The following is a 21,494-nucleotide window of genomic DNA, read 5'->3' as shown; positions in this document are numbered from 1 at the left end:
AAACCACCTGTGTGATAAGTTGCGCGGGCAGACAAGGAGCCAGACTTGGACGGACTTCTCAGAGAATATCTTCCCATTCTCATTTTCCTCGCCATTGCCATCGTGATGGGACTTGGCATGGTTGTTGCCGCATGGGTGGTCGCGCCAAGCGATCCTTACGCGGAAAAGAACTCTGCTTATGAATGCGGCTTCAACGCCATGGACGACGCACGGATGAAGTTCGATATCCGCTTCTACCTGGTTTCGATCCTTTTCATCATCTTCGACCTCGAAGTGGCCTTCCTGTTCCCCTGGGCGGTCGCCTTCGGAGACATCTCGATGGCGGCATTCTGGTCCATGATGGCCTTCCTCGCCGTTCTGACGGTCGGCTTTGCCTATGAATGGAAGAAGGGAGCACTCGAATGGGAGTGATGACCGGGCCTAACACCGCGGGCGCCGACAAGGACGTGACGGTGGCAAAGATGAACAAGGACCTCAACGACAAGGGGTTCCTGGTCACTTCCACCGCCGACATCATCAACTGGGGCCGTACCGGCTCGCTGCACTGGATGACGTTCGGTCTCGCCTGCTGCGCCATCGAGATGATTCACGTCTCCATGCCGCGCTACGACCTGGAGCGTTTCGGCACCGCGCCGCGCGCCTCGCCGCGCCAGTCGGACCTGATGATCGTTGCCGGCACGCTGACCAACAAGATGGCCCCTGCGCTGCGCAAGGTCTATGACCAGATGCCGGAGCCGCGTTGGGTGATCTCCATGGGGTCCTGCGCCAATGGCGGCGGTTATTACCATTACTCCTACTCGGTGGTCCGCGGCGTGGACCGGATCGTTCCGGTCGATGTCTACGTCCCCGGTTGCCCGCCGACGGCCGAAGCGCTGCTCTATGGCACGCTGCAGTTGCAACGCAAGATCCGCCGAGTGGGCACGATCACCCGCTGATCGCCCTCGCGCCGCTTGAAGGAAGGATGACACCGCTATGAGCGATGCGCTTCACACCCTTGGCGAATATATCGCCGAACGCCGCCCGGATTGCGTGACCAGGTGGTGGATCACCAATGGTGACCTGACCGTGGAAGCGCCGCCCTCGGCCCTGCTTGGCTTCATCGAGTTCCTGAAGGCCGACGCGACCTGCCAGTTCACCCAGTGCGTCGACATCACGGCGGTCGACTATCCCGAGCGTGAGAAGCGTTTCGTGGTCGTCTACCATTTCCTGTCGATGAAGCAGAACCAGCGCATCTGCGTGCAGTCGGGCGTGCGCGAGGACGAAGCGACTCCCTCGCTCACCGGTCTCTTCCCCTCGGCCAACTGGTACGAACGTGAAGTCTTCGACATGTTCGGCGTCGTCTTCTCCGGCCATCCGGACCTGCGCCGGATCCTCACCGATTACGGCTTCCGCGGCCATCCGCTGCGCAAGGATTTCCCGACCTCGGGCTATGTCGAGCTGCGCTATGACGACGCGCAGAAACGCGTGGTCTACGAGCCGGTGAAGCTCGTGCACGAATATCGTCAGTATGACTATCTGTCCCCGTGGGAAGGCGCCAAATACATCCTTCCGGGCGATGAGAAAGCGGAAAAAGCCAAGTGAAGCCGGGTCTTGTCATAGGCGACAAGGCGCGTTTCGCCCGCGCGGTGCGACCCGAGGAGGTCGTCTGCCGGCTGTTTCCGGATGCGCGGATCATGGATGACATGCCAGAGGTCTTTGCCTCCGCCATGATGATCGGCATGTTCGAATGGGCCTGCGTGGAGCAGATCGCCCCGTTTTACGAGCAGGGCGAGGGCTCGCTCGGGATCGGTTTCGATCTCAACCATGTCGCGCCCACGCCCCCGGGCCTGACCGTGACGGTGGAAACGGAAGTCATCGAGATCGACGGCCGTTTCATCACTTTCCGCGTCCGCGGCCATGACGGACAGGACATGATCGGGGAGGGCACGCATAAACGCGCCGTCACCCGTTGGGAAAAATTCAACGCCAAGGTGGCCGCGAAGGCCGCGAAGGCGCATTTGGAGAGGACCGAAAGCTGATGGACGGTTCCAAGGGTTTCGAAGACGTCCGCACGGGCGAACAGACGATCCGCAACTTCAACCTCAACGTGGGCCCGCAGCACCCGGCGACCCACGGCGTGTTGCGTCTTGTCACCGAGTTGGACGGCGAGATCGTCGAGCGCGCGGATCCGCATATCGGGCTGCTGCATCGCGGCACCGAGAAGCTGATGGAGAGCCGCACCTATCTGCAGAATGCGCCCTACATGGACCGGCTGGATTACTCCGCGCCGATGAACCAGGAGCACAGCTTCTGCCTGGCCATCGAGAAGATGACCGGAGTGCAGGCGCCGCGCCGCAGCCAGCTGCTGCGCGTGCTGATGGCGGAACTGAGCCGGATCGGCAACCACGTGATGAACGTGACCACGGCTGCGATGGACGTGGGCGCGCTGACGCCGCCGCTCTGGGGCTTCGAGCTTGGCCGCGAGGAGGTCTATACCTTCTTCGAGCGCGCCTCCGGCGCCCGAATGCATTGCAACTATTTCCGCCCCGGCGGCGTCCACCAGGACGTCACGCCCGATCTGCTCGACGATATCGAGGCCTGGGCGCCGAAATTTCTCAAGGTGCTGGACGATCTCGACGGCCTGCTGACCGAGAACCGGATCTTCAAGCAGCGCACCGTCGATATCTGCGTCGTTTCCGAGCAGGATGTCTATGACTGGGCGATGACCGGTCCGATGGCCCGCTCTGCCGGGCTAGCCTGGGACCTGCGCCGCACCCAGCCCTACGATCTCTATGACGAGTTCGACTTCCAGATCCCGCTGGGCAAGAACGGCGATTGCTACGACCGCTACCTGCTGCGCATGGAAGAGATGCGCCAGTCGACCTCGATCGTCCTGCAAGCCATCGAAAAGCTGCGCGCACCGGACGGGCAGGGCGACGTTCTCGCCCGCGGCAAGCTCACGCCCCCGAAACGCGCCGACATGAAGACCTCGATGGAAGCGCTGATCCACCACTTCAAACTCTACTCCGAGGGCTTCAAGATCCCGGCCGGCGAAATCTACTGCGCGACCGAAGCCCCCAAGGGCGAAATGGCCGTCTATATCGTCTCCGATGGCTCCAACAAACCCTACCGCCTGCGTCTGCGCACGCCGGGCTTCGCCCATCTGCAGACCACGGGGTACTATTGCAAGGGCCACCAGCTCGCCGATATCCCGGCCGTGATCGGGACGCTCGACATCGTCTTCGGGGAGATCGACCGCTGATGCGGCACGCGCCTGCTTCCCTTCCTCTTTCCGAAAATATCCCCGCCGGAGGCTCCCGCGCTTTCCGCAAGAGCCACGGCCAGCCATCGAAGGACCGCGTGTAATGCTCCGCCGTCTCCATTCCGAACAGCCCGAGAGCTTCGCCTTCACTCCCGCCAACCGGGAATGGGCCGAGGCGCAGATCACCAAGTACCCCGAAGGCCGCCAGGCCTCGGCCATCATCCCGCTTCTGTGGCGCGCCCAGGAACAGGAGGGCTGGCTGAGCCGTCCGGCCATCGAGCATGTCGCCGACATGCTCGGCATGGCCTATATCCGGGCGCTGGAAGTGGCGACCTTCTACTTCATGTTCCAGCTGCAACCCGTTGGATCCATTGCACATGTCCAGGTTTGCGGTACCACATCCTGCCTGATATGCGGCGCCGAGAACCTGATCGGGGTCTGCAAGGACAAGATCGCCGAAAAGCCGCACCAACTGTCGACTGATGGCAAGTTCTCCTGGGAAGAGGTCGAATGCCTCGGCGCCTGTGGCAACGCGCCGATGGTGCAGATCGGCAAGGATTTCTACGAAGACCTCACCGCCGAGCGCCTCGCCGAGATTCTCGACGAGCTGGCCGCTGGCACGGTGCCGGTGCCGGGCCCGCAGAACGGCCGTTACGGAGCCGAGCCACTGGGCGGTCCGACGACGCTCACGGATGGCAATGAGAATGCCGCCAAGTACAACGCCTCGGTCGAACTGGCGGTGACGATCGGAGATACCGTCAAACGGATCGACGGCACCGAGGTGCCGCTGCTCAAGCCCTGGACCGACCAGGGCGGGCGTGCGGTTGGTGCCGCGCCCGCCAAGGAGCCGCGCCCGGCCGCAGGGCAGCCTGTCGACGAGACCGGTACGACCGTTCAGGAGGCCCCCGCGAAGTCGACCGCGAAACCCGATCCGGAAACCGCGGCCGAGATCTCCGGTACGCGCCCGCAATGGATCGACGGGCCGCGCGAAGGCAAGGCGGATGACCTCAAGAAGATCAAGGGCATCGGGCCGAAGCTGGAGGAAATGTGCAATTTCCTCGGTTTCTACCATTTCGACCAGATCGCGAACTGGACCGCCGAGGAGGTCGCCTGGGTCGACCAGAACCTCGAGGGTTTCAAGGGTCGCGTGACCCGCGACGACTGGGTGGCGCAGGCAAAGATCCTCGCGGATGGTGGCGAGACCGAGTTCTCGGCCAAGAAGAAGTGAGCGGATGGCGCCGGCAATGACCCGACCCAGCGAACAGGACCGGGCCTTTGCCCGACAAGGCCGCGTGGTGGCTGTCGTGATCGCGCTTGGCGGTTTGCTGGCGATTTTCGCACCGGCGCTGGTGGCCCTTACGGGGCTTCCCGCGCGTTATGAAATGTTGTTCTATTTCGCCTCGCTGGCGGCCTTTGTCTGGGCGCTGGTGGTGGCGGTCCGGATGTGGCGCTCCCGCTCCGGCGACGAGGGATGAGAGGATAAGAGATGCTGCAGGACAAGGACAGGATCTTCACCAACATCTACGGTCTGAAGGATCGTACGCTCGCCGGTGCCCGCGCCCGCGGACATTGGGATGGCACCGCAGACATCATCAAGAAGGGCCGCGACTGGATCGTGGACGAGATGAAGGCCTCCGGCCTGCGCGGCCGTGGCGGGGCAGGCTTCCCGACCGGTCTGAAGTGGTCGTTCATGCCGAAGGAAAGCGACGGGCGTCCGTCCTATCTTGTGGTAAACGCAGACGAGTCGGAGCCCGGCACCTGCAAGGACCGTGAGATCCTGCGTAACGACCCGCATACCCTGATCGAGGGGTGCCTGCTGGCCTCCTTCGCCATGGGCGCGCATGAGAGCTACATCTATATCCGCGGCGAGTTCATCCGCGAACGCGAGGCGCTGCAGGCCGCCATCGACGAAGCCTATGACGCGGGGCTCCTTGGCAAGAACGCCGCCGGGTCCGGCTGGGATTTCGACCTTTTCGTGCATCACGGCGCCGGCGCCTATATCTGCGGCGAGGAAACCGCCCTTCTGGAAAGCCTAGAAGGCAAGAAGGGCATGCCACGCATGAAGCCGCCGTTTCCGGCGGGCGCGGGCCTCTATGGCTGCCCGACCACGGTGAACAACGTCGAATCCATCGCCGTTGTGCCGACCGTTCTGCGCCGGGGCGGCGAGTGGTTCGCGGGCTTCGGCCGTCCGAACAACACCGGCACCAAGCTCTTCGCCATCTCGGGTCACGTCAACAAGCCCTGCGTGGTCGAGGAGAGCATGTCGATCCCCTTCGAGGAACTGATCGACAAGCATTGCGGCGGCATTCGCGGCGGCTGGAAGAACCTCAAGGCCGTCATCCCCGGCGGCTCCTCGGTGCCGCTGCTGCCCGCCGATATCGCCAGGGAAGCGATCATGGATTTCGACTGGCTGCGCGAGCAGCGCTCCGGCCTCGGCACGGCGGCGGTGATCGTGATGGACCAGTCCACGGATGTCGTGAAGGCGATCTGGCGGCTGAGCAAGTTCTACAAGCATGAGAGCTGCGGCCAGTGCACCCCCTGCCGTGAAGGCACGGGCTGGATGATGCGGGTCATGGACCGGCTGGTGAAGGGCGAGGCCGAGATCGAAGAGATCGACATGCTGATGGATGTCACCAAGCAGGTCGAGGGCCACACGATCTGTGCGCTCGGCGACGCTGCCGCCTGGCCGATCCAGGGCCTGATCCGGCATTTCCGTGGCGAGATCGAGTACCGGATTAAGAACAAGCCGGGGATTGCCGCGGAGTAATCGCCGCTTATCGTTAACCCGAAATAGCCTAAAGGGGCGTCTGCGCGCCCTCTGGCAGCGGGTTTGTTTTGCATGTTCCTCCGGATGGGGGCGGGTGCGAACAGGCAGGCAGGAAATAGCCTCTGGCGATGGTCTGGCTCGTCTGCCAGTCTGGCTGTAATGTTCTACAGATAGAGATCATTGGGGAACGCCGCGATGAAGATACTCGCCTTGACGGCCATGGGGATTTCAATGGCCGCTTCTGGAGCCACTGCGCAGGAGCTGCGCCCGGCGCCCGGTTATTTCGTCGATGCCATGGTCTCGATCACCACCGCAGAAAACATCGCTACAGCCTGTCCAAACCTCACCTTCAACGCGGTCGCGGCGTCCGATGCAACCGCCGAGGTTATGGAGAAGCTCGCCGCCGATGGATTCGATGCCGAGAATCTCGAAGGGACAATGGCCGACCCGGGTGACGCGGTACGCGGCAAACAGGCGACCTTTCGTGAAAAGCACAAGCTGGCCAAGGACGAAACGGATTTTATCCGCGTCTGCATGGCAGGCTTCGCCGAAATCAAGGAGTCCACGCAGGTGGGGTCCTTTCTCGCCGAGATCACCGGTGAGGGTGCCGTGGACCCCACAAAGGACGGTCAAGGCGGCTGAACCTGCCCGTCTTACACGTTGCGAACCAATCCACCTGTCACGTCAGGCGCAGGAACGATCCTTCGGACCGTGCCTCCGGAGGGGATATTTCAGGAAAGAGGAAGCCGGAACGGGTTTTCCATCCTCTTTCGCCAAATATCCTGGGGGGAGCGCTCGTAAGAGCGCGGGGGGCAACGCCCCCCTTGAACCCTTGCGGTCGATAAGGCCGAATATCGTGCGGCAAATCGCTTCTCCACGTCCAATAAAGGCTCCGTGATTGGGCGAAGAGCCGCCGGGCTCGGTCAGGATTTGAGCGAAGAACTGCTGCATCGCAGCAGAGGCCGCGCAATTACGCGATCCTTGTTGAAAACAAAGCCACGGCCTCCCCATCTGGAAGGAAAGGGCGATTTTCTCGCCCCCATTTCAGAAGGAAACGCGCATGTTCAGATTTCTTTCCATCGCCACGGCCACGTTGGTTGTCTTCACCTTGCTTGTTTCGGCCAGCCAGGGACTCGCCCTGCATTGAGTGCGGCTCCCTGCGGCGCTGCGCCCGAAATCGCGGCGAAATCGCTGATTGGCCTTGGCCAAAGAAGACGCTAGAGAGGGTCCGAAGAGGGACCCCGGAGTGCGCCTAGACCTCCGGTCTTGAAGGGGAGTACCCCCAAGAAGGAGCTGGAGGCAGCGCATGAGTGACCTACGCACCATCATCATCGACGGCATCGAAGTGAAATGCGACCCCGCGATGACCCTGATTCAGGCCTGCGAACAGGCTGGTATCGAGGTTCCGCGATTCTGTTACCACGAGCGCCTGTCGATCGCCGGCAATTGCCGGATGTGCCTGGTGGAAGTGGTTGGTGGCCCCCCGAAGCCGGCGGCCTCCTGCGCGATGCAGGTCAGGGACTTGCGCCCCGGCCGCAATGGCGAGCCGCCCGAGGTGCGTACCAATTCCCCTATGGTCAAGAAGGCCCGCGAGGGGGTGATGGAATTCCTGCTCATCAACCACCCGCTGGACTGCCCGATCTGCGACCAGGGCGGCGAATGCGACCTGCAGGACCAGGCCGTGGCCTATGGCGTCGATTTCAGCCGTTTCCGCGAGCCCAAGCGGGCGACCGAAGATCTCGATCTCGGTCCGCTTGTCGAGACTCACATGACGCGCTGCATCTCCTGCACCCGCTGCGTGCGCTTCACCACCGAGGTGGCCGGCATCACCCAGATGGGCCAGACGGGCCGGGGCGAGGATGCGGAGATCACCTCCTACCTCAACCAGACGCTCGATTCGAACCTGCAGGGCAATATCATCGACCTCTGCCCGGTCGGTGCGCTGGTTTCCAAGCCCTATGCCTTCACCGCGCGGCCCTGGGAGCTGACCAAGACCGAAACCATCGACGTGATGGACGCGCTTGGCTCCAATACCCGCGTGGACACCAAGGGGCGCGAAGTGAAGCGGATCCTGCCGCGCAACAACGACGCCATCAACGAGGAGTGGCTGGCCGACAAATCGCGCTTCGTCTGGGATGGGCTCAAGCGCCAGCGACTCGACAGGGCTTACGTGCGTGTGGACGGCAAGCTGAAACCCGCGAGCTGGGCCGAGGCGCTCTCTGCCGCCGCTGCCGCGATGAAGGGCAAGAAGATTGCCGGTCTCGTGGGCGATCTGGCCCCGGTCGAAGCGGCCTTCGCGCTCAAGCAACTGGTCGAAGGGCAGGGCGGCAAGGTGGAATGCCGGACCGACAACGCGCGCCTGCCGATTGCGAATCGTGCCGCCTATGTCGGCACAGCCGCTCTCGAGGATATCGACAGCGCCGAGCGAATCCTGCTTATCGGCACCGACCCGCGTACCGAAGCACCGGTTCTGAACGCCCGCATCCGCAAGGCCTGGATCGCGGGGGCGGATGTCGCCCTGGTTGGACAAAAGGTCGATCTGACATTCGACTATTTCCACGCCGGAACGGATCGCGCTGCGCTTCAGAAAGTGGTGGACATGGGCGGCTCCGACGAGATTCGCTCCAAGCCTTCCATTGTGATCGTTGGTCAGGGTGCCCTTCGCGAAGCTGATGGCGAAGCGGTGCTGGCCGCCGCGCAAAAGATCTGTGCACAGACCGACAGCAAGCTGCTGGTGTTGCACACGGCAGCCTCCCGCGTTGGCGCGATGGATGTCGGAGCAGTGACCGAGGGCGGCCTTGAAGCCGTTATCGACGGGGCGGAGGTTGTCTATAATCTCGGCGCCGACGAGGTGGAGATCGATGCAGGTCCCTTCGTCATCTACCAGGGCAGCCATGGCGACCGCGGCGCGCACCGCGCCGACGTGATTCTGCCGGCGGCGGCCTGGGTGGAAGAGCAGGGGCTCTTCGTGAACACCGAAGGTCGCGTGCAGATGGCCATGCGGGCCTCCTTCCCGCCGGGCCAGGCGAAGGAGAACTGGGCCATCCTGAGGGCGCTCTCGGCCGAGCTTGGCGCGACGCAGCCCTGGGACACCCAGCTTCAGCTGCGCAAGGTGCTGATCAAGCAGGTGCCGCATATGCGGGCGCTGGATGCCTTGCCCGTGAACGAGGGCGCGGCGTTGGAGCCGCGCGAACTGGGGAAGGCCGATTTCCGTTTGGCGATCCAAGATTACTACCTGAGCAACCCGATTGCCCGTGCGAGCGCGCTCATGGCCGAACTGTCGGCACAGGCGAAGGCGCGCGCCAACACCCCGCTGGCCGCGGAGTAAGCGCGTGGCGGCGCGAGAGGGAGTGGCGGCAGCGCTGATCGCCACTCTGGGGGCATGCACGGCAGAGGAGGCGGTGGATCGTGACGATCTGCCATTCGAGCCCGTATACAAGGGAATCGAGACCCAATTGCTTGGCGATGACCTTGTCGGCTTCATCGTCGAGATGGAAGGCGCGCGCGACGCCATCGATGTGGAAGATTATGCCACATGTGCTGTTGCCCAATACACGTTGATACGCGGATATGGCTTTGCGCGACATGTCCGCACAAGAGTTGCACTAGAGTCTGGCGTTTGGCGCGCGGATGCGGTTTACACGGTCTCGCCAGCGCTCCCGCAAGGGTCGCAGACAATCGACGCCGAAGTGACGGTGGAAGATTGCGCCTTGCGGGGCATACCTACGGTCTGAGGAAGATGAGGCACCATGGCTGAATTTCTGGCAGGATTTCTGCAAACCAACCTTGGGATCGTCGTGCTGGTCGCAGCGCAATGTCTCCTGTTCACCATCATCCTCTTCGTTGCGCTCGCGTTCCTGATGTATGCCGACCGCAAGGTCTGGGCCGCGGTCCAGCAACGCAGGGGACCGAATGTCGTCGGGATTTACGGCCTGCTGCAATCCTTCGCGGATTTCGTCAAATACATAGCCAAGGAAATCATCGTGCCGGCAGGGGCCGACCGATTCGTCTATTTCCTTGCGCCGATGCTCTCCTTCGTGCTCGCGCTCATCGCCTGGGTCGTCGTGCCCTTCAACGATGGCTGGGAGATCGCTTCGCTGAACGTCGCGATCCTCTATGTTTTCGCCATGTCCTCGCTCGAGGTCTACGGCGTGATCATGGGCGGCTGGGCCTCCAACTCCAAGTACCCCTTCCTCGGCGCGTTGCGTTCCGCGGCGCAGATGATCTCCTACGAGGTCTCCATCGGCCTGATCATCATCGGTGTGATCATCTCCACCGGTTCGATGAACCTGACCGATATCGTGCGCGCACAGGAAGGCAATTTCGGCTTCTTCAACTGGTACTGGCTGCCGCACCTGCCGATGGTGTTCCTGTTCTTCATCTCGGCACTGGCGGAGACCAACCGCCCGCCCTTCGACCTTCCGGAAGCGGAATCGGAACTCGTCGCCGGTTACCAGGTGGAGTATTCCTCGACGCCCTTCCTGCTCTACATGATGGGCGAGCTGATCGCGATCGTGCTGATGTGCGCGCTGGTCACCATCCTGTTCTTCGGTGGCTGGCTGTCGCCGATCCCGGGCCTGCCCGATGGCGTCATGTGGATGATCCTGAAGATGTCCTTCTTCTTCTTCATCTTCGCGATGGTAAAGGCCATCGTGCCGCGCTACCGCTACGACCAGCTGATGCGCATCGGCTGGAAAGTCTTCCTGCCCTTGTCGCTGGGCTGGGTCGTCTTCATCGCCTTTATGGCCAAGTTCGAAATCCTCGGCGCCTTCTGGGCTCGCTGGGCAATGCTGGGAATGGGAGGCTGATCGATGGGTATGGCAATCGACTGGACCCGCGCGACCAAGTATTTCCTGCTGATGGACATGTGGAAGGGCTTTCAGCTCGGCATGAAGTATTTCATGGCGCCGAAAGCCACCCTGAACTATCCGCATGAAAAGGGCCCGCTGAGCCCGCGCTTCCGTGGCGAACATGCGCTGCGCCGCTATCCCAACGGGGAAGAGCGCTGCATCGCGTGCAAGCTCTGCGAGGCGATCTGCCCCGCACAGGCCATCGTGATCGACGCCGAGCCGCGCGCGGACGGCTCCCGGCGGACGACCCGCTACGACATCGACATGACGAAATGCATCTATTGCGGCTTCTGCCAGGAAGCCTGCCCGGTGGATGCGATCGTCGAGGGCCCGAATTTCGAGTTCACCACCGAGACCCGCGAAGAGCTCTACTACAACAAGGAGAAGCTCCTTGAGAACGGGGACCGCTGGGAAGCCGAGATTGCCCGCAATATCGAACTGGATGCACCTTACAGATGAGTGATTTCACCAAGCTATTCCAGTCGATGATCGAACAGTCGCAGGAGATGGCGAAAGCCATGAACCCTGCGCTGGAGAAATTCCAGTTCCCCGATTTCACCTCGATGATGCCGACAATGCCGAAGGACGCCATGGAGATGGCCTTCGGCAACACGTTCAACCCCGGCGGGCTGGACGCGAAGACCCGGCTCTTCGTGACGTTGGGCGGGCTGGTGGCGCAGGGCTCGCAGCTCGAGCCGCAGATCAAGCTCACGGTGCGCCACGCGCTGGAGGTCGGGGCAACGGCCCAGGAAATCGCCGAGGTGATCGGCCAGATGTCCGTTTTCGGGGGCGTGCCCGCGATGACGAAGGCGATGGAACTGGCGCAGGCCGTGATCGCCGAGCACGAGGAAGGAAAGTAACGTGACAGTCGTCGATTTCGTCTTCTACCTGTTTTCCTTGTGCCTGCTCGTGGGCGCTGTCTTCACGGTGATCTCCAGGCAACCGGTCCATTCTGTGCTCTGGATGATCCTGTCCTTCCTGTCGGGCGCGGGCCTGATGGTGCTTCTGGGCGCGGAATTCGTCGCCATGCTGCTGATCATCGTCTATGTCGGCGCGGTCATGGTGCTGTTCCTCTTCGTTGTCATGATGCTGGACGTGGATTTTGCCGAGCTGCGCGCCGAAATGGCCAAGCAACTGCCGCTGGCCCTCGTGATCGGGCTGGTGCTGATCATGCAGCTCGCCATGGCCTTCGGCTCCTGGGAGCTGGGCGGTGGCGTTGCGATCCTTGATACACCGGTGGGCACGCCGGAGGGCGCTGGCGCGCACAACACTGCCGCGCTCGGACTGCTGCTCTATGACAAGTATTTCCTGCTCTTCCAGGTTGCCGGGCTCATCCTGCTCGTCGCCATGATCGGCGCCATCGTGCTGACCATGCGCCACCGCCGCGACATCAAGCGCCAGGACATCCTGGTACAGATGTATCGCGACCCGGCCGAAACGCTGGAGCTGGTCGATATCAAGCCGGGCGAGGGGCTCAAGTAACCTGCCCGCCGAGCGCCCCTCGGGGAGGAGGGGCGCCCGTTTGAACGAAGCGCGCTTTGCCGCGCAACGCAAAGCCCGAAAGGGCCAAGAAGGATCGAGGGACCGCGGAATGGTTCAACTGGAACATTACCTGGCTGTCGCGGCGGCGCTGTTCGTCATCGGCATTTTCGGCATCTTCCTGAACCGGAAGAACGTCATCGTCATCCTGATGTCGATCGAACTCGTGCTGCTGGCGGTCAATATCAACCTCGTCGCCTTCTCCGCCTATCTGGGCGATCTCACGGGGCAGATCTTCACCCTGTTCATCCTGACCGTTGCCGCCGCCGAGGCGGCCATCGGCCTCGCGATCCTGGTCTGTTTCTTCCGCAACCGCGGGACGATCCGGGTCGAAGACGTCTCCAACATGAAGGGCTAAGGGCACATGGCAAGCATCATCCTCTTCGCCCCGCTTATCGGCGCCATCATCTGCGGCTTCTTCTGGCGGGTGATCGGCGAGAAAGCCGGCCAGATCACCGCGACGGGCCTGCTGTTCCTGTCCTTCTTTTTCAGCTGGATCGTGTTCCTCACCCATGACGGCGTGACCGAGCAGATCCACCTGATGCGCTGGATCGACAGCGGCTCGCTCGTGGCCGACTGGGCCATCCGCCTGGACCGGCTGACCGCGATCATGCTGGTGGTGGTGACGACGGTCTCGGCCTTCGTCCATCTCTACAGCTTCGGCTACATGGCGCATGACCATGCTTTCCCCGAGGACGAGCCCTACCGCGCGCGTTTCTTCGCCTTTCTGTCGCTTTTCACCTTCGCCATGCTCATGCTGGTGACATCGGACAACCTCGTTCAGATGTTCTTCGGCTGGGAGGGCGTGGGTCTGGCTTCCTACCTGCTCATCGGCTTCTACTACAAGAAGGAGAGCGCGGGCGAGGCGGCCATGAAGGCCTTCATCGTCAACCGTGTCGGCGATTTCGGCTTTGCCCTCGGCATCGCTGGACTCTTCTTCCTGGTCGACAGTGTCGCGCTGGACGACGTGTTCGCGGCCGCTCCCATGCTGGCGGAAACGCAGGTCAGCTTCCTGTGGACCGACTGGAACGCCGCCAACCTGCTCGGCTTCCTGCTCTTTGTTGGTGCGATGGGCAAATCGGCCCAGTTCCTGCTCCACACCTGGCTTCCGGACGCGATGGAAGGTCCGACCCCGGTTTCGGCCCTTATCCACGCTGCCACCATGGTGACAGCGGGCGTGTTCCTCGTCTGCCGGATGTCGCCGCTTTACGAATTCGCGCCGGGCGCGACCACCTTCATCGTCTATATCGGTGCGATCACGGCCTTCTTCGCCGCGACGGTTGGGTTGGTGCAGAACGACATCAAGCGCGTTATTGCCTATTCGACCTGTTCGCAGCTCGGCTACATGTTCGTCGCCGCCGGTGTCGGCATGTATTCGGCCGCCATGTTCCACCTGCTGACCCACGCCTTCTTCAAGGCCATGCTCTTCCTCGGCGCAGGCTCCGTGATCCACGGCATGCATCACGAGCAGGACATGCGGAACTACGGTGCCCTCAAGGGCAAGTTCCCGGTCACCTACTGGATCATGATGATCGGCACGCTGGCCATCACCGGTGTCGGCATCCCGCTGACGGGGATCGGCTTTGCCGGCTTCCTCTCCAAGGACGCGATCATCGAGAGCGCCTGGGCGGGTGGCACGCAAGCCTCCGGCTTCGCCTTCGTGATGCTGGTCATCGCGGCGCTGATGACCTCCTTCTACTCCTGGCGCCTGATGTTCCTCACCTTCCACGGCGAGGCGCGCGGCGACAAGCACACCCATGAGCACGCCCATGAGAGCCCGATGACCATGCTGGTCCCGCTCTACGTGCTGGCCGCAGGGGCGATCCTGTCCGGCATGCTCTTTTACGGCTCCTTCTTCGGCCATACAGACAAGGTTGCCAGCTTCTACGGCATCCCGCTTCAGGGCGAGGAGGTTCATGCCGAAGCCTCGGTGGAGGGCCACACGGACGAGACCCATGCCACGCACATGGCTGACGGCACCGCCGAGGCCGAGCATGGCGAGGAGGCTGCCACGGCCCACGCCACCGAGGCCGCGGAGGAACATGCGACCGAGGGCGAGCATCACGCGGCCTTTGGCGGCAATCCGGGCGACGGGGCGATCTATTTCGGCGAGAACAACCACGTTCTCGACGATGCGCACGCTTCGCCGATCTGGGTGAAGGTCTCGCCCTTCATCGCCATGCTGCTGGGCCTTGGCCTTGCTTACCAGATGTATATCCGCCGTCCCGACTGGCCGGCAAAACTGGCCGAGAACCAGCGGCCTCTCTACAACTTCCTGCTCAACAAGTGGTATTTCGACGAGATCTATGACGCGGTCTTCGTGAACCCGGCCCGTGCCTTCGGCCGCTTCCTGTGGAAGAAGGGCGACGGGGCGACGATCGACGGCGCCATCAACGGGCTGACAATGGGGATCATCCCCTGGTTCACCCGCCTCGCCGGGCGCGCACAGAGCGGATACATCTTCCACTACGCCTTCGCCATGGTGATAGGCATCGTGATCCTTGTCTCTTGGATGACGATTGCGGGGAACTGAGACAATGCAGAACCTGATCTCCATCATCATCTTCCTGCCGCTGATCGCGGCGCTGATCCTCGCGCTCTTCCTGCGCGGCGAGGATGAGGCCGCGCAGCGCAATGCCAAGTGGCTGGCACTGATCGCGACCTCCGCGACGCTCTTCATCTCGCTCTTCCTCTTCTTCGGCTTCGACTCCACCGACACGGGCTTTCAGTTCGTCGAAGACCGCGAGTGGCTGCTGGGGCTGAAATACAAGATGGGCGTGGACGGCATCTCGATCCTCTTCGTGATGCTGACGACCTTCCTGATGCCACTGACCATTGGCGCCTGCTGGGGCGTCACCACGCGGGTGAAGGAATACATGATCGCCTTCCTGATGCTGGAAACGCTGATGCTCGGCGTCTTCACCGCTCTGGACCTGGTGCTCTTCTATCTCTTCTTCGAGGCAGGCCTGATCCCGATGTTCCTTATCATCGGCATCTGGGGTGGCAAGGAACGCATCTACGCGGCCTTCAAGTTCTTCCTCTACACCTTCCTCGGCTCGCTGCTGATGCTGGTGGCGATGATCGCGATGTATGTCGATGCCGGCACGACCGACATTCCGACGCTGATGAACCACACCTTCGCCTCCGAGACCTTCCCCGTCCTCGGGATCCAGGTCGTCGGCGGGCTTCAGACGCTCCTCTTCCTCGCCTTCTTCGCCTCCTTCGCGGTGAAGATGCCAATGTGGCCGGTCCATACCTGGTTGCCGGACGCGCACGTGCAGGCACCGACCGCCGGTTCGGTCATCCTGGCCGCGGTGCTGTTGAAAATGGGCGGCTACGGCTTCCTGCGGTTCAGCCTGCCGATGTTCCCGGTCGGATCCGAGGTGATGTCCACCTTCGTGCTCTGGATGTCGGCCATCGCCATCGTCTACGCCTCGCTCGTCGCCATGGCGCAGGAGGACATGAAGAAGCTCATCGCCTACAGCTCTGTCGCCCATATGGGCTATGTCACCATGGGCATCTTCACGGTAAACCAGCAGGGGCTCGACGGCGCGATCTTCCAGATGATCAGCCACGGCTTCGTCTCCGCCGCGCTCTTCCTTGTTGTCGGCGTGGTCTATGACCGGATGCATACCCGCGATATCGCAGCCTATGGCGGCCTGATGGAGCGGATGCCGGTCTACGCGCTGATCTTCATGCTCTTTACCATGGCCAATGTCGGCCTGCCCGGCACCTCGGGCTTCGTCGGCGAGTTCCTGACGTTGATGGCCATCTTCCAGGTCAATACCTGGGTGGCGGTTGTAGCGACCTCGGGTGTGATCTTCTCGGCCTGCTACGGGCTCTGGCTCTATCGCCGGGTCATGCTGGGCCAGCTGATCAAGGAGAGCCTCAAGTCCATAAAGGACATGGACAAGCGCGAGAAGGCGATCTTTGCCCCGCTCGTGGTCATGACCCTGCTGCTGGGGGTCTACCCGGCGCTGGTCACCGACATTATCGGCCCCTCCGTGGAGGCCCTTATCGGTAACTACGAAGTTGCCCTGAACGACTATGCGCCGGCGACCGAGCTGGCCTCGGCTGGAGACCACTGACGATGAGTTCTTCCGACCTCGCAATCATCCTGCCCGAGATCTTCCTCGCGCTCTATGCCATGGTAGCGCTGCTCGTGGCGGTCTGGACCGGCAAGGACAAGGTGGCTTCGCTGCTGACCTGGATCTCGGCGGCGGTGGTCATCGCCACGGCGATCTGGATCATGCTCTCGGGCGGCGAAACCCGCGTCGCCTTCAGCGGCATGTTCGTCGATGACGCCTTTGGCCGCTTCGCCAAGGTGACGTTGCTTCTGGCCTCCGGTTTCGTGCTGATCCTCTCCGAGGGCTTCTTCAGTCGCCGCGGCGCGCTGGTCTTCGAATACCCGATCCTCATCGTGCTCTCGACAGTCGGCATGATGGTCATGATCTCCGCTGGCGACCTGATCGCACTCTACATGGGCCTCGAGTTGCAATCGCTCTCGCTCTACGTGCTCGCCTCGATCCGCCGCGACAGCCTGCGCTCCACCGAAGCGGGCATGAAATACTTCATCCTCGGCGCGCTTTCTTCGGGCCTGCTGCTCTACGGCTCCTCGCTCGCCTATGGCTATGCCGGCTCGACCGTGTTCAAGGATATCTTCGCCGCCGCGACCGATGGCCATGTCGGCTTCGGCCTGCTGCTCGGCCTGACCTTCATCATCTCGGGCCTCGCCTTCAAGGTGTCCGCCGTCCCCTTCCATATGTGGACACCCGATGTCTACGAAGGTTCGCCGACCCCGGTAACGGCCTTCTTCGCCTCCGCGCCCAAGATGGCCGCCATGGCGATGTTTGCCCGCGCGATGCACGATGCCTTCGGCAATGCCGTCGCCGACTGGCAGCAGATCGTGGCGCTGATGGCGGTGCTCTCGGTCATCCTCGGCGCCATCGCCGGGATCGGCCAGCGCGACATCAAGCGGCTGATGGCCTACTCGTCGATCTCGCATATGGGCTTCGCGTTGATCGGCCTTGCCGCCGGCACGCAGACCGGCGTGAGCGCGATGCTGATCTACATGGCGATCTATGTCACCATGAATATCGGTACCTTCGCCTTCATCCTGTCGATGGAACGCGACGGGCAGCACATCACCCGGATCGACAGCCTGAACATGCTCTCCAAGAAAGAGCCGGTGAAGGCGCTGGCGATGCTGGTGCTGCTCTTCTCGCTGGCCGGTGTGCCGCCGCTGGTGGGCTTCTTCGGCAAGTTCGCCGTGCTGATGGCCGCGCTGGACGCGGGCCTGGTCTGGCTCGCCGTGGCCGGCGCCATCGCCTCCGTCATATCGGCCTTCTACTACCTGCGGATCGTCTACTACATGTATTTCGGCTCCGACGAGGCCGATCAGATCGACGGCACCATGTCCCCGATCCAGTGGTCCGTGCTCATGGCCTGCGCCGCGATCATGGTGCTGGGCGTGATCAACCTCTTCGGCATCGACGGTCTGGCCGCCAATGCCGCCGCCTCGCTCGTGATCAACTGATCCGCGCAAAGGCCCCGAATTCCGGCCCGGGCGCTGAGCCCGGGCCGTTCCTTTAGGAGCAGCCGCGCCTGTTCCCGACGCAGCGAAGGGGATGGCCCCATGACCACTACCCTCCCGACGGATTGGCCGACCGGCTATGATCGCGTCATCCTGCCGGAAACTGACAGCACCATGGCCGAGGCACAACGCAGGGTGCCAGAGCTCTCTGGCCCGACCTGGATCCTCGCATTCAACCAGACCGCCGCACGTGGCCGCCGTGGCCGGGAATGGGTCAACCCCAAGGGAAACTTCGCAGCGACGTTGGTGATGCGTCCCGCGCTTGGGGCGGGTCTTGCCGCGCTGCGGAGCTTCACCGCCTCGCTGGCCCTCTTCGATGCCTTCGTGGCAACGACAGGCCGGACTGAACCCTTTGCGCTCAAATGGCCCAATGACGTGCTGCTCAATGGCGGCAAGGTGGCCGGAATCCTGCTCGAATCCGCCGGCCAGGGGGGGGATGTCTCCTTCCTTTCCATTGGCATTGGCGTGAATCTCGTCGCCGCGCCGGCTGCGGCGCAGCTCGAAACGCGCGCCTTGCGGCCCGTTTCCCTGGCTGCCGAGACCGGCCTTTCGGTTGACCCGTTGGATTTCCTGAACGCGCTGGCCCCTGCCTATGCACGCCACGAACTTCAACTATCGACCTATGGTTTCGCACCGGTCCGCGAAGCCTGGCTGTCGCGGGCCGCACGCCTCGGTGAGGTCGTCACGGCCCGGACGGCTGCGGAAGAAATCTCTGGTACCTTCGAGACCATCGACGATCATGGCAATATCGTCCTGCGGAACGCGACGGAGCAGCGTACCATACCCGCAGCAGATATTTTCTTTTGACGAGAGGAGGGGCAACCGTGCCGAGGAACAGGGATAATTCGAAGCGTATTCGGCGTTATGATCCTGCGGGTCGCGCCTTCGACGGCAGTATTTGTGCCAAAAAGCACTCCACCGTCTTCCTGGTCGAAATACTCCGGGGGGAGCACCCCCCGTCCGGCCGCTTCAACGGTGCGTGGCTTTCCCGCGTCTCGTCTTACTCATCCCCAGCTCGATAGGCTCAGCCCATGCTTCTGTGCATCGATACCGGCAACACCAACACCGTCTTCGCCGTCTGGGATGGTGAGAAATTCCTGACCATGCTGCGCACGGCGACTGAGCACCAACGAACGGCGGACCAGTATTTCGTCTGGTTCTCGACGCTCATGCAACATCACGGGCTCGACGTAAAAATCGACGAGGTGATCATCTCCTCGACCGTGCCGCGCGTGGTTTTCAACCTTCGTGTCCTGGCGGATCGCTATTTCAACTGTCGTCCGCTCGTGGTCGGCAAGCCAGACTGCCTGCTGCCGAACCCGCCGCGGGTGGACCGTTCCGCTCAGGTCGGTCCCGACAGGCTCGTGAACACCGCCGGCGCCTTCGACCGGCATGGTGGCGACCTCGTGGTGGTGGATTTCGGCACCGCGACGACGTTCGACGTGGTGTCCAAGGACGGGGCCTATATCGGCGGCGTCATCGCGCCGGGGGTGAACCTGTCGCTGGAGGCGCTGCACCTTGCGGCCGCGGCGCTGCCGCATGTCGATATCACCAAGCCAGAGCATGTGATAGGAACGAATACGGTCGCCTGTATGCAATCCGGTGTGTTCTGGGGGTATGTCGGGCTTGTCCGGGGCGTTTGTGACAGGATCCTGGAGGAGCGTGAGCGTCCGATGAAGATCATCGGCACCGGGGGGCTTGCACCTCTGTTCAGCCAGGGCGATGTACTGTTTGACGTGATTGAAGATGATTTGACGATGCACGGCCTGACGGTCATCCATCGCTACAATAAGGAAAACCAGTAAATGAGCGGTGCGGAACGACTGATCTACCTGCCTTTGGGCGGGGCCGGCGAGGTGGGCATGAATGCCTATGTCTATGGCTGGGGAAAGCCCGGCAAGGAACGCCTGATTTTGGTGGACCTCGGCGTGACTTTCCCCGACATGGAGACAACCCCCGGCGTTGACCTGATCTTTCCGGACATGTCCTGGCTGATCGAGCGGGCCGTCCGGCTGGAAGCCATCCTTATTACCCATGGTCACGAGGATCATATCGGCGGTATTGGCCATTTCTGGCGGGATCTGCGCGCGCCGGTCTATTGCCGGCGGTTCACCGGCCATCTGGCTCAACGCAAGATGGAGGAGCGGGGCAACGATCCCGAGCAGGTCCATGTCGTCGAGGCCTTCCCGGAGACGATCGAAGCCGGGCCGTTCCAGATTTCCTTCCTGCCGGTTTCCCATTCCATCCCGGAAAGCTCGGCGCTGGTGATCGACACGCCGGTGGGCCGCATCGTCCATACCGGCGATTTCAAGCTCGATGGCGCGCCGGTCGTGGGCGAACCCTTCGATGCCGAGCTTTGGCATGACATCGCCGCGGACGGCATCAAGGCGCTGGTCTGCGACTCGACCAATGTTCACGTCGAAAATCCGGGCCGCTCGGAATCGACATTGACCAACAATATCCGCGACCTGGTGTTGCAAAGCTCCGGCATGTTCGTCGCTACCACCTTTGCCTCCAACGTGGCGCGGGTGAAGACGCTGGCCGAAGCGGGCCGAGAGGCGGGGCGCTCGGTCTGCCTCATGGGCCGTGCGATGCTGCGCATGGTGCAGGCGTCGGTGGAGACCGGCGTGCTGACCGATTTCCCGCCGGTGATCAGCCACGAAGAGGCCGAGGATATTCCGCGCGAGAACCTGATGCTGATCGTGACCGGTAGCCAGGGCGAACGCCGCGCGGCCACCGCGCAGCTCTCGCGGGGGAAATATCTCGGGCTGGAACTGGCCGAGGGCGATACGTTCCTGTTCTCCTCCAAGACCATTCCCGGCAACGAGCGGGGCGTTCTGCGCAACGTGAATGCGTTTTCGGAAATGGGCGTGAACGTGGTCGACGATTCCTCCTCGCTCTACCATGTCTCCGGCCACGCCAATCGGCCGGACCTTGAGGCGGTGCATGAGCTGATGCGGCCGCAGATGCTGATCCCGATGCATGGCGAACACCGCATGCTCCGCCGCCATGCCGAGGCGGGCGAGGCCAAGGGGATCACTTCCAAGGTCGCCACCAATGGCACGATGCTCGACCTGACCGGGGAGTACCCTGTTGTTTGCGAACACGTGGAGACGGGGCGCGTTTATCTCGACGGCGCGCAGAAGGTCGGTGCGCTGGATGGTGTCGTGCGCGACCGGATCCGCATGGCGCTCAACGGCCATGTCATGCTGAACGTCATCCTCGACGAAGAGGACGAACCTTTGGGCGAGCCCTGGGCCGAGACGATGGGCCTTGTCGAGACGGGGCGCTCCAACGCGCCGCTGGTAGAGCTCGTCGAGGCCGAGGCGGCGCAGTTTCTTGCGCGGGCTAATGACAAGCTGCTGACGGATGACGAGAAGCTCGAATCCGGCCTGCGCCGCGTGGTGCGCCAGGTTTCAGTCGAGGAGATCGGTAAGAAGCCCGAAGTTACGGTGGTGATTTCGCGGCTGGCCTGATCGAGGTCGAAAACATCGCGGCCGGAGA

At 62.6% G+C, this 21,494-nt stretch carries 22 protein-coding genes; all 22 read left to right on the top strand.

Features of this window, described 5'->3' with window-relative positions:
* Positions 1 to 45 precede the first annotated feature (45 nt).
* Positions 46 to 411 (top strand): NADH-quinone oxidoreductase subunit A, encoded by a 366-nt coding sequence (locus tag BLR85_RS01115; protein ID WP_093147698.1) that lies wholly within the window; start codon positions 46 to 48, stop codon positions 409 to 411.
* Positions 411 to 935 carry a NuoB/complex I 20 kDa subunit family protein gene (locus tag BLR85_RS01110; protein ID WP_093147694.1) on the top strand — a complete coding sequence of 175 codons (525 nt, stop codon included), beginning with the start codon at positions 411 to 413 and terminating at the stop codon, positions 933 to 935. The genes BLR85_RS01115 and BLR85_RS01110 overlap by 1 nt, the downstream gene beginning before the upstream one ends.
* Before the next feature lie 37 nt (positions 936 to 972).
* Positions 973 to 1,581: an NADH-quinone oxidoreductase subunit C gene (locus BLR85_RS01105; RefSeq protein ID WP_093147689.1), complete on the top strand. Its 609-nt coding sequence runs from the start codon at positions 973 to 975 to the stop codon at positions 1,579 to 1,581.
* Complete coding sequence (locus BLR85_RS01100) at positions 1,578 to 2,018, top strand: thioesterase family protein (RefSeq protein ID WP_244520567.1); 441 nt, start codon at positions 1,578 to 1,580, stop codon at positions 2,016 to 2,018. Before BLR85_RS01105 ends, BLR85_RS01100 begins: the two co-directional genes overlap by 4 nt.
* Positions 2,018 to 3,241, top strand: coding sequence for an NADH-quinone oxidoreductase subunit D (locus BLR85_RS01095; protein ID WP_093147684.1), 1,224 nt, complete (start codon positions 2,018 to 2,020; stop codon positions 3,239 to 3,241). Before BLR85_RS01100 ends, BLR85_RS01095 begins: the two co-directional genes overlap by 1 nt.
* Positions 3,242 to 3,344: 103 nt before the next feature.
* On the top strand, positions 3,345 to 4,469 hold the full coding sequence (locus BLR85_RS01090; RefSeq protein ID WP_093147681.1) for an NADH-quinone oxidoreductase subunit E: 1,125 nt from the start codon (positions 3,345 to 3,347) through the stop codon (positions 4,467 to 4,469).
* A 16-nt stretch (positions 4,470 to 4,485) separates the two neighbouring features.
* A complete protein-coding gene (locus BLR85_RS01085; protein WP_093147895.1) occupies positions 4,486 to 4,716 on the top strand; it encodes a DUF5337 domain-containing protein in 231 nt (76 codons plus the stop codon).
* 11 nt (positions 4,717 to 4,727) lie between these two features.
* The gene (nuoF, locus tag BLR85_RS01080; RefSeq protein WP_093147676.1) at positions 4,728 to 6,008 is read left to right on the top strand and encodes an NADH-quinone oxidoreductase subunit NuoF; all 1,281 of its coding nucleotides are present in this window, start codon (positions 4,728 to 4,730) and stop codon (positions 6,006 to 6,008) included.
* A 195-nt stretch (positions 6,009 to 6,203) separates the two neighbouring features.
* Positions 6,204 to 6,650 carry a DUF5333 family protein gene (locus BLR85_RS01075; RefSeq protein ID WP_093147672.1) on the top strand — a complete coding sequence of 149 codons (447 nt, stop codon included), beginning with the start codon at positions 6,204 to 6,206 and terminating at the stop codon, positions 6,648 to 6,650.
* 664 nt (positions 6,651 to 7,314) lie between these two features.
* Entirely contained in the window at positions 7,315 to 9,336 is a 2,022-nt protein-coding gene (gene nuoG / locus BLR85_RS01070) for an NADH-quinone oxidoreductase subunit NuoG (RefSeq protein WP_093147669.1), read from the top strand.
* A 4-nt stretch (positions 9,337 to 9,340) separates the two neighbouring features.
* Positions 9,341 to 9,742 (top strand): hypothetical protein, encoded by a 402-nt coding sequence (locus BLR85_RS01065; RefSeq protein WP_093147664.1) that lies wholly within the window; start codon positions 9,341 to 9,343, stop codon positions 9,740 to 9,742.
* Positions 9,743 to 9,757: 15 nt separating this feature from the next.
* Complete coding sequence (gene nuoH, locus BLR85_RS01060; RefSeq protein ID WP_093147659.1) at positions 9,758 to 10,816, top strand: NADH-quinone oxidoreductase subunit NuoH; 1,059 nt, start codon at positions 9,758 to 9,760, stop codon at positions 10,814 to 10,816.
* A gap of 9 nt (positions 10,817 to 10,825) precedes the next feature.
* On the top strand, positions 10,826 to 11,317 hold the full coding sequence (gene nuoI, locus BLR85_RS01055) for an NADH-quinone oxidoreductase subunit NuoI (RefSeq protein ID WP_068310635.1): 492 nt from the start codon (positions 10,826 to 10,828) through the stop codon (positions 11,315 to 11,317).
* Complete coding sequence (locus tag BLR85_RS01050) at positions 11,314 to 11,718, top strand: carboxymuconolactone decarboxylase family protein (RefSeq protein WP_093147654.1); 405 nt, start codon at positions 11,314 to 11,316, stop codon at positions 11,716 to 11,718. The genes nuoI and BLR85_RS01050 overlap by 4 nt, the downstream gene beginning before the upstream one ends.
* 1 nt (position 11,719) lies before the next feature.
* Positions 11,720 to 12,340 (top strand): NADH-quinone oxidoreductase subunit J, encoded by a 621-nt coding sequence (locus BLR85_RS01045; protein ID WP_093147650.1) that lies wholly within the window; start codon positions 11,720 to 11,722, stop codon positions 12,338 to 12,340.
* A gap of 109 nt (positions 12,341 to 12,449) precedes the next feature.
* The gene (gene nuoK / locus BLR85_RS01040) at positions 12,450 to 12,755 is read left to right on the top strand and encodes an NADH-quinone oxidoreductase subunit NuoK (protein ID WP_093147892.1); all 306 of its coding nucleotides are present in this window, start codon (positions 12,450 to 12,452) and stop codon (positions 12,753 to 12,755) included.
* Positions 12,756 to 12,761: 6 nt separating this feature from the next.
* Complete coding sequence (gene nuoL, locus BLR85_RS01035) at positions 12,762 to 14,930, top strand: NADH-quinone oxidoreductase subunit L (protein WP_093147646.1); 2,169 nt, start codon at positions 12,762 to 12,764, stop codon at positions 14,928 to 14,930.
* A 4-nt stretch (positions 14,931 to 14,934) separates the two neighbouring features.
* The gene (locus BLR85_RS01030) at positions 14,935 to 16,485 is read left to right on the top strand and encodes an NADH-quinone oxidoreductase subunit M (RefSeq protein WP_093147642.1); all 1,551 of its coding nucleotides are present in this window, start codon (positions 14,935 to 14,937) and stop codon (positions 16,483 to 16,485) included.
* A 2-nt stretch (positions 16,486 to 16,487) separates the two neighbouring features.
* A complete protein-coding gene (nuoN, locus tag BLR85_RS01025) occupies positions 16,488 to 17,933 on the top strand; it encodes an NADH-quinone oxidoreductase subunit NuoN (RefSeq protein WP_093147639.1) in 1,446 nt (481 codons plus the stop codon).
* A 99-nt stretch (positions 17,934 to 18,032) separates the two neighbouring features.
* Positions 18,033 to 18,797 (top strand): biotin--[acetyl-CoA-carboxylase] ligase, encoded by a 765-nt coding sequence (locus BLR85_RS01020; RefSeq protein ID WP_093147636.1) that lies wholly within the window; start codon positions 18,033 to 18,035, stop codon positions 18,795 to 18,797.
* A gap of 224 nt (positions 18,798 to 19,021) precedes the next feature.
* Positions 19,022 to 19,795: a type III pantothenate kinase gene (locus BLR85_RS01015; RefSeq protein ID WP_093147633.1), complete on the top strand. Its 774-nt coding sequence runs from the start codon at positions 19,022 to 19,024 to the stop codon at positions 19,793 to 19,795.
* Entirely contained in the window at positions 19,796 to 21,466 is a 1,671-nt protein-coding gene (locus tag BLR85_RS01010; RefSeq protein ID WP_093147629.1) for a ribonuclease J, read from the top strand.
* Positions 21,467 to 21,494: the final 28 nt, after the last annotated feature.

This window comes from Aliiruegeria lutimaris, assembly GCF_900099935.1.
Taxonomy (GTDB): domain Bacteria; phylum Pseudomonadota; class Alphaproteobacteria; order Rhodobacterales; family Rhodobacteraceae; genus Tropicimonas; species Tropicimonas lutimaris.
The sequence above is the reverse complement of the archived record's forward strand: the minus strand, read 5'-3'. Positions and strand labels throughout refer to the sequence as shown.

Bases quoted from the DNA above. Each gene is read 5' to 3' on its own strand.
- BLR85_RS01075 (WP_093147672.1), top strand. From the start codon at position 6,204: ATGAAGATACTCGCCTTGACGGCCATGGGGATTTCAATGGCCGCTTCT.
- nuoG (WP_093147669.1), top strand. From the start codon at position 7,315: ATGAGTGACCTACGCACCATCATCATCGACGGCATCGAAGTGAAATGC.
- BLR85_RS01010 (WP_093147629.1), top strand. From the start codon at position 19,796: ATGAGCGGTGCGGAACGACTGATCTACCTGCCTTTGGGCGGGGCCGGC.
- nuoI (WP_068310635.1), top strand. From the start codon at position 10,826: ATGGCAATCGACTGGACCCGCGCGACCAAGTATTTCCTGCTGATGGAC.
- nuoN (WP_093147639.1), top strand. From the start codon at position 16,488: ATGAGTTCTTCCGACCTCGCAATCATCCTGCCCGAGATCTTCCTCGCG.
- BLR85_RS01105 (WP_093147689.1), top strand. From the start codon at position 973: ATGAGCGATGCGCTTCACACCCTTGGCGAATATATCGCCGAACGCCGC.
- nuoH (WP_093147659.1), top strand. From the start codon at position 9,758: ATGGCTGAATTTCTGGCAGGATTTCTGCAAACCAACCTTGGGATCGTC.
- BLR85_RS01020 (WP_093147636.1), top strand. From the start codon at position 18,033: ATGACCACTACCCTCCCGACGGATTGGCCGACCGGCTATGATCGCGTC.
- BLR85_RS01095 (WP_093147684.1), top strand. From the start codon at position 2,018: ATGGACGGTTCCAAGGGTTTCGAAGACGTCCGCACGGGCGAACAGACG.
- BLR85_RS01085 (WP_093147895.1), top strand. From the start codon at position 4,486: ATGACCCGACCCAGCGAACAGGACCGGGCCTTTGCCCGACAAGGCCGC.
- BLR85_RS01110 (WP_093147694.1), top strand. From the start codon at position 411: ATGACCGGGCCTAACACCGCGGGCGCCGACAAGGACGTGACGGTGGCA.
- nuoF (WP_093147676.1), top strand. From the start codon at position 4,728: ATGCTGCAGGACAAGGACAGGATCTTCACCAACATCTACGGTCTGAAG.
- BLR85_RS01030 (WP_093147642.1), top strand. From the start codon at position 14,935: ATGCAGAACCTGATCTCCATCATCATCTTCCTGCCGCTGATCGCGGCG.
- BLR85_RS01090 (WP_093147681.1), top strand. From the start codon at position 3,345: ATGCTCCGCCGTCTCCATTCCGAACAGCCCGAGAGCTTCGCCTTCACT.
- BLR85_RS01050 (WP_093147654.1), top strand. From the start codon at position 11,314: ATGAGTGATTTCACCAAGCTATTCCAGTCGATGATCGAACAGTCGCAG.
- BLR85_RS01015 (WP_093147633.1), top strand. From the start codon at position 19,022: ATGCTTCTGTGCATCGATACCGGCAACACCAACACCGTCTTCGCCGTC.
- nuoK (WP_093147892.1), top strand. From the start codon at position 12,450: ATGGTTCAACTGGAACATTACCTGGCTGTCGCGGCGGCGCTGTTCGTC.
- nuoL (WP_093147646.1), top strand. From the start codon at position 12,762: ATGGCAAGCATCATCCTCTTCGCCCCGCTTATCGGCGCCATCATCTGC.